Here is a 14,505-nt window from a genome sequence, read left to right on the forward strand (position 1 = left end):
CCCCCTAGAACCTCATTTTTCGTGTCCAATTTTAATCCCATAAATAACGGAATACACGTTTTACTTTTGACATCATGCGGTCATCATTTTGCTTATTATTATTTTGATTATGAGTTTTTTGTTTTGCAGGTTGCTGTTGTACTGGCATTGGTGCAGGGACTGGTTCAAAATGCTCCTGCTTTTCCTGCACGTTTTTCCCACGTAATTTAGCTTTTTGATAAGAGTGTTTAATTAATCCAACTCCAATTGTATATTGAGGCTCACGTACACCAATATAATCAGGAGTTGCTATACGAACATTTTCATGTAAAATGTCATATGCAAGATCAAGAATACCTGGCATAGAAGCGATTCCACCAGTTAGTACATAGCCCGAAGCAACTTGTTTTATTCCTAACTTACGCACTTCTTCTTGAACAAATATTAAAATTTCCTCTACACGAGCCTCGATAATATCCGATAATTCCAATTGTGAATACTGTTCTGTTTGATCACTTCCCATGATAGGAACTGTAAACATTTCTTCTTCAGATGCTGTATCATAAAAAGCATGTCCATATTTCAACTTAATTTGATCTGCATTTTCTGTTGAAGTTTTCAACCCAATCGCAATATCCTTCGTTATATGGTCTCCACCTAATGGCAATACGCTCGTCGCTTGTAACTCTCCATCTTTAAAAATAGATAAAGTTGTAGAGCCTCCCCCAATATCAACAAGGGCTACTCCTCTATTTTTTTCATCTGAAGATAAAGCAATTGTCGCAGCCGCTAAAGGTTGAAGACAAATATCAACAATTTCAAGACCTGCTTTTTCTACACAACGAAGTAAATTATGTAGTAAAGTTCTCGATCCTGTAATAAGTGTACCTTCCATTTCTAATCTTACACCGATCATACCGCGCGGATCGTTAATCTCGTCAAGACCGTCTACAATGAACTGTCGAGGTACCACATCAATAAACTCACGTTCAGGAGCAATTGACACAACTTGTGCTGCATCTAGAACGCGTAAGACATCTTCATTTCCGATTTCACGATCTTCATTTGAAACAGCGACTACTCCATGACAAGGAAGTAGCTGTACCTGATTTGCATTGACACCTACTACAACTTGCTCAATGTGGATTCCCACCATGCGCTCAGCTTGTTCAATTGCTTTTTTAATTGATCGAACAGTCTCATCTATATCAACTATCGATCCCTTCTTTAAACCATTTGATTTTACATTTCCAACACCAATAATGTTTAAGCTGTCATTAACCATTTCACCAATGATGACTTTAACATTGGATGTACCGATGTCAAGACTAACATATATTTCATTGCTGTTCATTCTTTGGCACCTCCTTCTTTATTTATACCATACAACTCAATATATGGAACAACAATCGCAACTTTACTATTTATAAGAAAAATATTCAACGTCTTTATACGTTTCCCTTTTTTAACCCTATATTTTTCTTATTTTATTTAACATTCACTTAAGAATATCGCAGTAAACTGTGAATAACTGCTTATCTTGAAATAATTCTATTTCAAGTGTAAAGATTACCGCCAAGTATAAGTCTACACTAAGATGTACTCATAGAAAAGTGAAACTTGTACCAATCCTAGTATGAATCTAAGAATTTTTACATATTTTTCATCAAATGAACCATTCTTGTAAATTCGTAAGCAAATAACGGAACACTTGTTTCATTATTTTTAATAACGCGGTGAAAACTACTATTCTTTTTTTTCTTCCGCTCCTAACTCTTTCGTATATGCACCTACTTCTAAGTCAATTAATACCTTCTTACCTGGATCAATTGTTTTTAATATAAGCGGATAAGTTTCCATACGCTTTGCGAAGTTTTGAATCGTAGTGCTCACTTCATATCCTTCATTCATATATAAAGTAAGATGGTCTTCATTCGCATTCGTCGGTGAATAATGAATCTCAGAAATAGACCTTAAAATAGTCGGTGTTACTTTTTCTAGTTCAGCAATTAACTCCTTCATTTTCTCCTCTTTAAAAGGTTCAAAAATCGGTGCTGCAACAGGAAGTTTTCCATTCGGTAGTACATCAAGTGTTTTCCCATTTTCTAATAACGGTTGTAATTTTCCATCTTTATTTATATAACCAATTGTTAAATACTCTTCAATATGAACATCAATTTTGTTTGGAAAACGTTTTTTTACATTTACTGCTTTAATTTCTTTTCTTTTCGTTAAGTTTTCTTCTGCTTTATGTGCTGTCACTCGGAAATAACTTGTATCATATGTCACACCAGATTCCTTCATTACTTGTTCATCTGTCATATAATGATTTCCATACACACTTATCTTTTTTATATTACTAAGCGGCGACCGAAAATAAATTAAAAAGAGTACTAATAGAAATAAAATTGATATGTATAAAATCAACCGATGATTAACATTTTTTTTGTTTTTTTTCTTTTGATTTTTTAATTTTGGTACACGATCTTGTAGTTTAATCACTTTACTATTTTTCATGTACGATCCCCCTATGTAACATAAAGAACGGCATGTTCCTCATGCCGTTCTTATCTTCTTATTATAACATAAATGATAATGAGCGGAATGAATAACCGTTACCTTCCAATAATCTCTATTTCTGTGTGCATATCTACACCAAATTTATCCTTAATTGTATGTTTTATTAATTCAATTAAAGACAATACATCTTGCGCTGAGGCTCCCCCAGTATTAATGATAAAATTGCCATGCATTTCAGAAATTTGAGCTCCACCTATTTTATAACCACGAAGCCCTGCCTTTTCTACTAAATCTCCTGCAAAATATGGGATTGGATTCCGAAACACACTTCCTGCACAAGGGTGATTCCATGGTTGTGTTTCACGGCGGTAATTTTTATTGTTTTGCATGCTACGTACAATTTCCTCACGCTCTCCTACCCGTAATTGAAATTCGGCTTCCAAAACAATACCAGGACGTTTCGTTTGCAATACAGATGTACGATAAGAAAACTTCATTTCTTGATTCGTTAACCAGTCAATTGTTCCATTTTCAAACAGAATAAGGGCCTTTAATAATATATTTGATATATCTGATTTATGCGCACCTGCATTCATATATACTGCACCACCGACACTCCCTGGAATACCACTTGCAAATTCCAGTCCAGCTAACCCTTGGCGACTAAGTAGCGTTGACAATTTAATAAGGGGATAGCCACCACCAACTCTTACCCTATGTTTTTCGACCTCCAAGTGGTCTAATCCTTCTCCTAAACGAATAACAACGCCTTCTATACCTTGATCAGATACAAGAAGGTTTGAACCACGACCAATTACAGTCCACTTCGCTTTGTATTTCTTTACTAACTGTAGTGTTTTCTCAATACCGGCAACATGCTTTGGCACAATTAAAATATCAGCTGGTCCACCTATTTTCATAGTTGTATAACGTGCTAACGGCTCATTAACTAACACGCGACCAACATTTGCTTCTATAAGCTCATTTACTAATTGTTCCATAGACGCTCTCCCCCATATTAAGTCTCCTTATTACAGTAATATGCAGGGCGTTCACCTAACGTTATTTTTTCACAAGCTTATTCATTACTTCATACAGCTTATTTGCTGCATCTGGAATACCTAGTTGTTTAGCAGCCAGCTTCATATTTTGTAATGTTTGTGCATCTAATAAAATCTCATCAATATCACGAATAAGCGTTTCAGCTGTTAAATCTTTTTCAAGTAACATTTTTGCCGCTCCTTTATCAACAACTGAACGTGCATTCTTTTCCTGATGATTATTTGTTACGTACGGACTCGGGATTAGCACACTTGGCTTACCTAACGCCGTTAATTCTGCAAGTGTTGTTGCCCCCGCTCTGGAAACAACAAGGTCTACACCAGTTAGTACCTCTGGCATATTATGAATGAACGGCTTAATAATAACATTATTCGGATTCCCTTTTTGCTTCACGGCTTCCATCACTTTGTCATAATGTACTTCACCTGTTACATACAATATTTCATAACTTTTGTTCCCAAACTGTTCAATCGCTTCTACGAAAGCATCGTTTATCGGTCTAGCTCCACGACTCCCACCAAAAATAAGTACTGACTTTTTAGGAAGAGATAGCCCAACTGAGCGTTTCCCTTTCATTCCATTTTGATCCATTACCTCTGATGCTCGTGGATTACCTGTCATTACCACTTTTGACTGTGGAAAATGTTCTGCAGCTGCTTCAAAACAAACAGCAACTTTATCCACGTAACGACTTAAAAATTTATTCGTTACACCTGGTACACTATTTTGTTCATGTACAATAGTTGGAATACCTAATTTTGCTGCAGCATATACAACCGGTCCACATACATATCCACCCGTCCCAATCACAATATCCGGATTAAAACGACGAATATATCGTTTACTATCTTGTACACCCTTTAGAAAACGCATCACCGTTTTCACATTGTCTAAAGATATTTTACGTTTAAATCCACTTATAACAATAGATTGAAACGGTATACCTGCTTTTGGAACGATTGTACTCTCTAGTCCACTTTCCGTACCAATATATAAAAATCTTGCTTCTGGATTTAACTTTTTTATTTCTCTAATTAAAGCAAGGGCCGGATAAATATGACCTCCAGTGCCCCCACCACTTACTAATACACGCACTACTAACTCCTCCGCTTCTCTTTTCTTATTTCAATTGTATTTATTTCTATATACATATTGTATTTTCACACACATACGAAAAACCCTGTCTTAAAAACAGGGTTTAGTAGCGAGAATGGCGACTTATATTTAATAATACACCTACTGCCATTAACATTAATGTCAAACTTGATCCACCATAACTTAAAAACGGCAAAGTAATACCCGTAACAGGCATCAGTCCTGTTACAACACCAACATTAATCATTACTTGAATCGCAATCATCGCCACAATACCTACTGCTAAAAACGTACCATATAAATCTGGCGCTCCTAATGCGATACGAACCCCGCGCCATAATAATAGACTAAATAATAATAACACAAATGAACCACCAATAAAACCTAATTCCTCGGATAAGATTGCAAATATAAAGTCTGTTTGTGGTTCAGGTAAATAAAAAAATTTTTGTCTACTTTGTCCAAGTCCAAGCCCGAATAACCCACCAGGTCCAATTGCGAGTAACGATTGAATAATTTGAAATCCACTTCCAAGCGGATCTGACCACGGGTCTAAATATGATGTTATGCGTTTCATTCGATACGGCGCTGATGCAATTAACCCTACAAATCCTGCTACACCAAGCAAACCAAACATTGCAAAGTGAAAAACCCTTGCTCCCGAGATAAATATCATAATGATACATGTCCCAACCATTACCGTTCCTGTACCAAGGTCCGGCTGTAACATAATTATCGCAAAAGCAAGAAACACAAAACTAAGAGCTGGTAGTAAACCACGTTTAAAAGATGTAATTAATTTTTGTCGTTCTGATAAAAATTTTGCTAAGAAAATAATCATCGCAAACTTCATAAATTCTGACGGTTGAATGGAAAATGCTCCAATTCCAATCCAACTTCGCGCCCCACCACGAACAAGACCTACTCCCGGGATAAGAACGAGAATAAGAAGAATGAAGCAAACTAACAAAATTACTTTTGAATATGTGCGCCACACCCAATAATCAATTTTCATGATAAAAAACATAGCCACTACACCAAGACCTGCAAACAACAATTGTCTTTTGGCAAAAAAGAATGAGTCCCCCATTTTATAAGAGGCCCAAACTGCACTCGCACTATAAACCATAATCATTCCGATTGTCAACAACGCAAGTGTAACGATGATGAGAATAAAATCAGGCGTTTTCTTCATTACCCATAAACACCACCTCTTCGGACAGAAACATTTGCCCTATGTAACAAAACATCAGTAGGTGTTAGCCTACTGATGTTTTGTTTTACTTTATATAAGTTTATGCACAGCTTGTATAAAAATGTCTCCTCTTTCTTCAAATGTTTTAAATTGATCCCAGCTTGCACATGCTGGAGAAAGAAGAATTACATCGCCATCTGTAGAATGAGCGTAAGCTTTCACTACTGCTTCATCTAAAGTATCGACACTTTCAATTATATCTAATCCCGCTTTTTCTGCCGCCCTTACTAACTTTGGCGCTGTTTGTCCAAATGTTACAATCGCTTTTACATTTTTGAAATATGGAATTAAATCATCGAATTCATTTCCACGATCAAGCCCGCCTGCTAATAACACAATCGGTTGTGTAAACGCAGATAAAGCTTTCTCAGTTGCTAGCATATTCGTTGCTTTTGAGTCATTATAAAACTTGCGATTGTTAATCGTTGTTACATATTCTAAACGATGTTTTACACCTGTAAAACGTTTTAACACAACCGTAATCGCTTCATTAGAAACACCTAATAGTTTCGCGATACTCATCGCAGCTAAAATATTTTCTAAATTATGCTGACCAGGTAAAACGATATCGCTTACTTCAACAACTTTTTCACCTTTGAAATAAAGAGCGTTATCTTTTATACACGCACCATCTTCAATTTCTTTCGTTGCCGAGAATAGTACTTTTTGACCTTTACTATAAGCAGATAAAGCCATCACATCTGCATCATCTGCATTTATTACACTATAATCGTTTTCTGTTTGGTTTTTAAAAATATTTGCTTTTGCTAAACCATATTCCTTCTTCGTCCCATGATAATCTAAGTGGGCTTCAAATAAATTTAAAAACGCAGCAATTTTAGGCTGGAACAATTCTACTCCCATCAATTGGAACGATGAAAGTTCTGTAACTACAACTTCATTTTCTTTTGCATCCTGCGCTACTTCACAAGCTACAGTTCCTATGTTCCCTGCAATAACAGGATGCTTTTGTCCTTCTTTTAACATTTCAAATGTAAGCATTGTCGTCGTCGTTTTACCGTTAGACCCCGTAATCCCAACAAATGGCGCTTCTGAACTACGGTATGCTAATTCTACTTCCGTAACAATTGGAATTTGCTTTTCTTTCGCAGCAACTAATATTGGATTAGAATACGGAATACCCGGATTTTTTACAACAAGAGAAATATTTCTCTCTAATAATTCCAAAGGATGACCACCGCATACAACGTCCATCCCTTTTGCTTGTAATTCTGCAGCAAGTACATTTTCTGCTAATGGCTTCCCGTCATTTACAATGACATTTGCCCCTAATTTTTGTAACAAAGTAGCTGCTGCATAACCACTTTTTGCAATGCCTAATACAAGAATACTTTTATTTTGAAATTCAGTTACAGTTTTCAATTACATCCACACCCCGATATAAATTCCTAACACAGCTAATAAAAATCCTACAGACCAAAACGTCACAACAACACGCCACTCTGACCAACCACATAATTCATAATGATGGTGTAATGGGCTCATTTTAAAGACACGTTTTCCTGTTGTTTTAAACGAAATGACTTGAATAATAACAGATAAAGTTTCCATTACGAATACTCCACCAATAATTACAAGTAGCAATTCCTGTTTTAATAAAATCGCTACAGCTGCGATGGCACCACCTAAAGCTAAGGAGCCTGTATCTCCCATAAATACTTTCGCTGGATTCGCATTGAATACTAAAAATCCAAGTACAGCCCCTACAACCGCCATACAGAATATCGCTACTCCAAATTGTTCTTGCGCTACTGCGATAATACTAAACGCTCCAAATGCAATAGCAGCTGTCCCTGATAATAAACCATCTAAACCGTCAGTTAAGTTAACCGCATTCGATCCACCGATAAGCATAAATAATACAAGAACAAAATACGCCCAACTTAGTTCAAACTTAACATCCGTTCCCGGGATCATAATGTATGTGTGAAACGCTTGCCCTTTTCCAATTAAAAAGAACGCAATTGCAATAATAAGTTGCCCTAATAATTTTTGTTTTGATGTTAAACCAAGATTTCTTTTCTTAACTACCTTTATGTAGTCATCTAAAAACCCAATTAATCCATAACCAAATGTCACCAATAATAATAGCGAAACTTCTGCACCTAAATGATTAAACTTAATCGCCATAATAAGAGTAGTCACCATCATAGATACATATATGACAATACCGCCCATCGTCGGTGTCCCTGATTTTTTTTGATGTGACTTCGGTCCCTCATCACGAATACTCTGTCCGAACTTTAATTTTCTTAAAAATGGAATAAACAGTGGCGAAAGGGCAACAGAAATTAAGAATGCTACCCCAGCCGTTACTAATAAACCTTGCTCAAGCACATGTAGTCCTCCTCTCACGTTGTTACTCTTCGTTGTTTAAACGCCCTGTAATTGCTTCTTTAGCAACTTCACGATCGTCAAAATGATGAACTTCTTTACCAATAATTTGATACGTTTCATGACCCTTACCCGCAATAATAATGATGTCTTCAGCTTTCACTTTCGCAATTGCACGGTATATCGCTTCTTTTCTATCGATAATTACTTCATAATTATTCCCATTTGCACCAGGTACCATATCCTCTAAAATAGCCGCTGGATCTTCACTTCTTGGATTATCGGATGTATAAATGGCATGAGTTGCATATTTTGTTGCAACACTTGCCATTATTGGTCTCTTCGTTCGATCTCTATCACCGCCACAACCAACGATACAATATACATCTCCTTTGGCAAACTGTTGCGCTGTTTTCAATACATTTTCTAAGCTATCTGGTGTATGTGCATAATCAACAATAACTGTATAATTTTGTCCGCCATCAACAACTTCAAAACGTCCTGGAACCCCAGCTAGGTTCTTTATAACATCAATGATTGTTTCTAAATTCACGCCTGAAACAAGTCCTGCCGCTGTTGCAGCAAGTACGTTATATACATTAAATTTACCTATCAATTTCATCGTAACATTTACACTTTCATACGGTGTTACAAGCGTAAATGTAGTCCCGCCACTCGTCATAACGATATCTTTCGCCATGATGTCACTCGTTGCATCAATACCATATGTTACAACAGTTGCCGCAGTACTTCTCATATACTCTTCTGTTACATCATCATCGTTATTCAATACAGCGTACTTTTCACGATTATGATTATAACTATTGCCAAGCTGTGCAAATAGTAATCCTTTTGCATGTTTATATTCTTCCATCGTTTTATGATAGTCTAAATGATCTTGTGTTAAATTAGTAAACACCGCTACATCGTAATCACATCCGTGCACACGGCCAAGATCTAATGCATGCGACGAAACTTCCATTACTGTGCTATCCACACCTTGTTCAACCATTTTTGAAAACGTCTGTTGAAGTGTTAGTGCATCTGGTGTTGTATTTTTCACCTCAAATGTTTCATCACCGATTTTCATATTAATCGTTCCAATTAGCCCTGTTTTATGACCATGTGCTCGCATAATCTCATCCATTATATGCGATGTTGTTGTCTTTCCATTTGTACCTGTAATCCCAATTAAATGTAACTTGTGTGTTGGTTGACCATAAAAATAATCAGCTAAAACCGCTAACGAACGAAAAGTGTTTTTCACAAGTACAACTGGAACGTCAACATCAATTGGTCTTTCCGCAACAATAGCAGCCGCTCCTTGTGCCGCTGCTTGCTTAGCAAAATCATGGCTATCAACCGTATATCCTTTCATACATACAAATAAGCTTCCCTCTGTCACTTTACGCGAGTCAGCTTCTATAGATGTGATTTCTGGATTTTCTTTTGGAACAACTGGAAAATCATGCAAACATGATACAAGTGTATGCAACTTCATTTCACTAAACCCTCTCTACATTGTTTATTTATCTCTTTTTCAGTAAGAAACACGTTACCTCCTAATGATATAAAATAGGAGGTAAGTGCTACTGACCAATTCATGAATGAGACACTTACTGTCTCAAATTAAGTAACTCTTCTATAAAGAACTCACTTCCACCAATTGTACCATAAAACACACTATGTTACCTTTAATTCCCGAAGTAAATTCTAATTTTTGAGCCTTCTTTTACTTTAGCTCCAGCTTCTGGTGATTGTTTAATTACTTTCTCTCCATCTCCACTTATATCAAGCTTCAAATCGACAAGTTGTGTTTGTAAGTCTTTCTTTTTCATTCCAATTAAATTCGGAACTTCCACGGTTGGTGTATCGCCCCATTTGTATTCTTTCTCAACTTGTTCTTTTCTCGGTTTCACTCCCATAACAGGAAGTGCATCCCGAAGAATATTCCCAACAATTGGAGCTGCTACTACTCCACCAAATTGTGTGACTCCTTTTGGATTATCAACAGCTACATAAACAACAATTTGCGGATCATCCGCTGGAGCAAAACCAATAAAAGATACTATATAATTATTCTCTAAATATTTACCATCTTTCACCTTTTGAGCAGTACCTGTTTTTCCACCTACACGATATCCATCAATGTAAGCTCCTTTACCAGATCCCTTTGCTACAACATTCTCTAATGCATAACGAACTTTTTCTGAAGTTTCCTTGGAAATAACTTTTCTTTTCTCAACAGGTGTCTTTTTGCTAACAACTTGATTATTTTTCGGATCTATAAACTCCTTAGCTATATACGGTTGATACAATGTTCCACCATTAACAGCCGCTGCTACAGCTGCTACTTGTTGAATCGGTGTAACAGAAACCCCTTGGCCGAATGAAGTTGTTGCTTGCTCGACTGGGCCAACTTTATCTAAATTAAATAAAATCCCACTACCTTCACCTTGCAAGTCGATTCCAGTCTTCTGTCCAAAGCCAAAATTACGAATGTATTTAAACAATCGGTCTTTACCAAGACGATCACCAAGTTCAATAAACCCTGGGTTACATGAGTTTTGAACGACTTCTAAAAACGTTTGGCTACCATGACCTCCCGCTTTCCAACATTTCAATCTAGCTCCACCGACTTCAGCTGCTCCATCATCATAAAACGTATCTTTCTCTAAGTCTACTAAATTTTCATTCAATGCTGCAGCTAACGTAATGATCTTAAATGTTGAACCAGGCTCATACGTACTCCATACAGGTAAATTTCTGTTATATACTTCTGGAGAAACACTTTGAAAATCTGCTGGATCAAAACTCGGGCGACTCGACATGCCTAAAATTTCACCGTTTTTTGGATTCATTGCAATTGCAATCATACCGTCTGGATTATACGTTGACTCTGCGATATTCATTTCTCTTTCCATAATCCTTGTAATACGCGCATCGATTGTTAATCCTAAATTCAAACCCGCTTCTGGTTTTTTGAAATCATCACCAATATTTGGCATCCTTTGGCCTTTCGCATCTGCAAAAAAACGCACATGACCTTTATCCCCATTTAACTCTTTATCATAATATTTTTCTAGTCCCATAAGACCTTGGTTATCGCTACCTGCAAAACCTAATACGTGTGATAAAAAGTTCCCAAATGGATAGTACCGGATAGAATCCTCTGCGATATAGACACCCTTCAAACTTAATCCTCGTACCTCTTTTGCTTTGTCATGTGATATTTTCCTTCCGCCCTTATCTAACCTTACAATCGATTCTTTTTTTGTAATCCTCTTATAAATCTCGTCTTTTTCCACACCTAATACTGCAGCTAACTTCTCTGCAGTCTCTGCTGGTTTTTCAATTTGCCTCGGTACAACAAATACCGTCGGGGCACTTTTATTTGTGGCAAGTTCCACACCATTTCGATCTAAAATTTTCCCTCTTTCAGGCTCAAAAGTAATATTACGACTCCACGAATCCTTTGCACGATCCGTTAACATATTCCCAAGAAAAAACTGCACATATCCAAGACGAATATCGATGATAGTGAAAATAAGTATACCCGATATGAGTATAAAAATAAGTCGTTTTCTAACCGTTACATTTGATACACGCATATTGGAACAAACCTCCCTTACGCCTAGCTTGTTCCAATATATGCTTGTACTTATTTAATTAGAACTTCTTGCTTATTTCCATTATGGCTTTTCTGCTTCTTGTTGCGGTTCGAGAGGTGGTACGAGTGTGACACCTAATTCTGTACCCGGTTGCAGCAGCGTTCCTTCTGCCACACTTTGCTCAGTTACGTACCCGGTACCCGAAGGTTTTAAGTTAAGCTGTAATGTTTTTGCTAAATTCATAACATCACGCAATGCCCAGCCTTGTATATTTGGCATTGTAGGCTTATCTCCCACTAAGAAGACTCGATCACCTTTTAATGTTTGTTCAGTCGCTTTTGGTACTTGTTGCTGCACTTTCCCTTCACCTAGTACAATTGGACGGAGTTTTGCTTTATCAATCGCTTTCCCCGCTTCATCCATCGTTTTACCAGTTACATCTGGAACAGCAGTTTGTTGTTTTTTCAACTGTTTTTTCGGATCTTTCACTTCATTTGGCTTAATCTTTAAATACTCTAAACTATTTTTTGTTACATATTTAAAAATATCAGCTAAAGGCTGTGCACCGCTCTCATCATCTTTCAATTTCGGCTGTTTAGCAGCTACATACACAACAAGTTGCGGATCGTCCATCGGCGCCATCCCTAAGAATGAGAATATATAATTCTCTCTTCCTGTCATATAACCACCTTTTCCATCCGGAATTTGCGCTGTCCCTGTTTTACCACCAACTGAATATCCATCGACTTTATAAGCTGTTCCTGTTCCTTTCGGAGATGTAACAACACGCTCTAACAATTGTCTTACTTGCGCTGCTGTTTCTTTCGTGACAGGCTTTCCGACTTCTTCTGGCTTATGTTCTAAATTTACTTGCCCTGTTATCGGATCTACAATTTTGTCAATTACATATGGTTTCATCATTTTCCCATCATTCGCAATGGCTGTTGCAGCTTGTACAAGCTGAATTGGCGTTACAGTAGAACCTTGTCCAAATGCTGTTGTTACTTGCTGTATTTGCTGATCAAATAAAATTGTATTCGAACCTTCACCAGGTAAATCAATATTTGTTTTCTCATCCAGCCCAAAAGCATGGATATATTTACGGAACCGTTCTGGACCAAGTTTTTGATCCCCTAAAATTGCAAACGCTACGTTTGAAGAGCGCTCTACCCCTTCATCAAATGGAATAGAGCCCCATCCCGCACCGCCATTATGATCTTTTATTTTTCGGTTGCCAACTTGATATGTACCAGACTGATAATAATCTTGTCCCTTGTACACACCTTCATTAATAGCTGCCGCTAATGTGAAAATTTTCATTGTTGACCCAGGTTCAAATGCATTTGAAATCGCATCATTGAAGAAATATTTAATTTGACGATCATTAGGGTCATAACTAGGTTTAGTGGACATCGCTAATATTTTTCCAGTTTTCGGATCTGCAACAATCCCTATTAGACTTTCTGGATCATATTGCTTACCTGCCGCTTTCATCGCTTCTTCCAAATAACTTTGTATACGTTGATCGATTGTTAAATACGCGTTATCTCCATTTTTAGGTGCCTTTACATTCACTTTTCCACCATCGAGAGATACACCTTTACGATCACCTGTATAAGCTACTTCTCCGTTAGAAGCACTTAAATATTTATCCAAACTTTTCTCTAAGCCAAATTGGCCTACCGAGGTTCCCTTATCATTTGGTTTCGCATGACCTATGACGTAAGATGCAAAATCACCGTTTGGATACACCCTTGCATTTTCTGTAATAAAAGATATTCCCGGCAACTTCAACGCTTCTATTTGTTCCTTCTGTTCTTTCGTCAAATCCTTACCTAGCGTTCCAAATTCGACTTGGCTTTTGCCTTCCTTATTTAACGCAGCTAAAATGTCCTCTTCGCCTTTTCCGAGTACTCCAGCAATTTTCTTTGCGGTATCCTCTTTATTCTCAACAGGTTTAGCACCTTTTAATTCCGCTACAAGTTTATAAGAGTTTGCATCTTGTGCTAACACATGACCGTTTTGGTCATAAATCGTTCCTCGATTCGCTTCGAGAACTCCTGTTTTACTATGTTTTTGCTTCGCAAGTTCATCCAAGTCATGATTATGCACTGTTCCTGTTGCTTGTATGTAAAAAAATCGGGCTAATAACAGCAAAAAGAGCAGGAGGAAAAATATCATAAAATAACCTGCTCCCTTATTGGTATGAAATTTAGTCATATTTTTCTTCATCTTTCCTTCACACCTATTGCCTTACTTGAGGCCTTTCACATTATTCGCATTAATTTCTAGCCCGTGTTTTTTTGCAACTTCAGCGATTCGTTCATAGCGACTTAACTTCTCTACTTCAGCCTGCAATTCTTGATTTTCTTTTTGCTGCTGTACAATTTTTTCTTCGATCGTCGCTGCTTCTACATTAACTTGATAAAGGCCTGCTTTATTCCCAATAAACGCTACACAGGCATACAATAAAAAGCCAATAAACGCTACATACATCAGTTTTTCGATTCTTGTAATCTTTGCTTTAACCTTCGGCTTAACCATCTGCTGTGGGGGCGTTTGAATCTGTACCTCTTCTTGCGCTTGTTGTTTGTACTTTACAGCTAAATTAGTCATACCTCTCTCTCC

General features: G+C 37.1%; 11 protein-coding genes. All 11 read right to left on the bottom strand.

All coding sequences use genetic code 11. The features are described from left to right. Positions 1-31: 31 nt before the first annotated feature. The 11 genes from ftsA to ftsL all read right to left on the bottom strand — a co-directional run bounded on the left by ftsA (position 32) and on the right by ftsL (position 14,493). Entirely contained in the window at positions 32-1,333 is a 1,302-nt protein-coding gene (ftsA, locus tag ACQKNR_RS02155) for a cell division protein FtsA (RefSeq protein WP_427315031.1), read from the bottom strand. Positions 1,334-1,725: 392 nt separating this feature from the next. Continuing rightward, positions 1,726-2,496 carry a cell division protein DivIB gene (gene divIB / locus ACQKNR_RS02160; protein WP_427315033.1) on the bottom strand — a complete coding sequence of 257 codons (771 nt, stop codon included), beginning with the start codon at positions 2,494-2,496 and terminating at the stop codon, positions 1,726-1,728. A gap of 98 nt (positions 2,497-2,594) precedes the next feature. Beyond that, positions 2,595-3,500 carry a UDP-N-acetylmuramate dehydrogenase gene (gene murB, locus ACQKNR_RS02165; RefSeq protein ID WP_427315035.1) on the bottom strand — a complete coding sequence of 302 codons (906 nt, stop codon included), beginning with the start codon at positions 3,498-3,500 and terminating at the stop codon, positions 2,595-2,597. A gap of 61 nt (positions 3,501-3,561) precedes the next feature. Continuing rightward, entirely contained in the window at positions 3,562-4,656 is a 1,095-nt protein-coding gene (gene murG, locus ACQKNR_RS02170; RefSeq protein ID WP_076539817.1) for an undecaprenyldiphospho-muramoylpentapeptide beta-N-acetylglucosaminyltransferase, read from the bottom strand. Positions 4,657-4,759: 103 nt separating this feature from the next. Then, positions 4,760-5,851 (bottom strand): stage V sporulation protein E, encoded by a 1,092-nt coding sequence (spoVE, locus tag ACQKNR_RS02175; protein WP_427315037.1) that lies wholly within the window; start codon positions 5,849-5,851, stop codon positions 4,760-4,762. Positions 5,852-5,941: 90 nt separating this feature from the next. Beyond that, positions 5,942-7,294 carry a UDP-N-acetylmuramoyl-L-alanine--D-glutamate ligase gene (gene murD, locus ACQKNR_RS02180; RefSeq protein WP_427315039.1) on the bottom strand — a complete coding sequence of 451 codons (1,353 nt, stop codon included), beginning with the start codon at positions 7,292-7,294 and terminating at the stop codon, positions 5,942-5,944. Further along, the gene (gene mraY / locus ACQKNR_RS02185; protein ID WP_100061601.1) at positions 7,295-8,269 is read right to left on the bottom strand and encodes a phospho-N-acetylmuramoyl-pentapeptide-transferase; all 975 of its coding nucleotides are present in this window, start codon (positions 8,267-8,269) and stop codon (positions 7,295-7,297) included. Between the two features lie 22 nt (positions 8,270-8,291). Then, positions 8,292-9,767, bottom strand: a complete 1,476-nt coding sequence (gene murE, locus ACQKNR_RS02190; protein WP_427315041.1) for a UDP-N-acetylmuramoyl-L-alanyl-D-glutamate--2,6-diaminopimelate ligase — start codon at positions 9,765-9,767, stop codon at positions 8,292-8,294. A 193-nt stretch (positions 9,768-9,960) separates the two neighbouring features. Further along, positions 9,961-11,877 carry a stage V sporulation protein D gene (locus ACQKNR_RS02195; RefSeq protein WP_427315043.1) on the bottom strand — a complete coding sequence of 639 codons (1,917 nt, stop codon included), beginning with the start codon at positions 11,875-11,877 and terminating at the stop codon, positions 9,961-9,963. A gap of 81 nt (positions 11,878-11,958) precedes the next feature. Then, the gene (locus ACQKNR_RS02200) at positions 11,959-14,058 is read right to left on the bottom strand and encodes a penicillin-binding protein (protein WP_427315796.1); all 2,100 of its coding nucleotides are present in this window, start codon (positions 14,056-14,058) and stop codon (positions 11,959-11,961) included. A 72-nt stretch (positions 14,059-14,130) separates the two neighbouring features. Then, complete coding sequence (ftsL, locus tag ACQKNR_RS02205) at positions 14,131-14,493, bottom strand: cell division protein FtsL (RefSeq protein WP_098684461.1); 363 nt, start codon at positions 14,491-14,493, stop codon at positions 14,131-14,133. Positions 14,494-14,505 lie beyond the last annotated feature (12 nt).

It is taken from the genome of Bacillus sp. NPDC094077 (assembly GCF_050279465.1).
Classification (GTDB): Bacteria; Bacillota; Bacilli; order Bacillales; family Bacillaceae_G; genus Bacillus_A.

Bases quoted from the DNA above. Each gene is read 5' to 3' on its own strand.
- ftsA (WP_427315031.1), bottom strand. From the start codon at position 1,333: ATGAACAGCAATGAAATATATGTTAGTCTTGACATCGGTACATCCAAT.
- divIB (WP_427315033.1), bottom strand. From the start codon at position 2,496: ATGAAAAATAGTAAAGTGATTAAACTACAAGATCGTGTACCAAAATTA.
- murB (WP_427315035.1), bottom strand. From the start codon at position 3,500: ATGGAACAATTAGTAAATGAGCTTATAGAAGCAAATGTTGGTCGCGTG.
- spoVE (WP_427315037.1), bottom strand. From the start codon at position 5,851: ATGAAGAAAACGCCTGATTTTATTCTCATCATCGTTACACTTGCGTTG.
- murE (WP_427315041.1), bottom strand. From the start codon at position 9,767: ATGAAGTTGCATACACTTGTATCATGTTTGCATGATTTTCCAGTTGTT.
- ACQKNR_RS02195 (WP_427315043.1), bottom strand. From the start codon at position 11,877: ATGCGTGTATCAAATGTAACGGTTAGAAAACGACTTATTTTTATACTC.
- ACQKNR_RS02200 (WP_427315796.1), bottom strand. From the start codon at position 14,058: ATGATATTTTTCCTCCTGCTCTTTTTGCTGTTATTAGCCCGATTTTTT.
- ftsL (WP_098684461.1), bottom strand. From the start codon at position 14,493: ATGACTAATTTAGCTGTAAAGTACAAACAACAAGCGCAAGAAGAGGTA.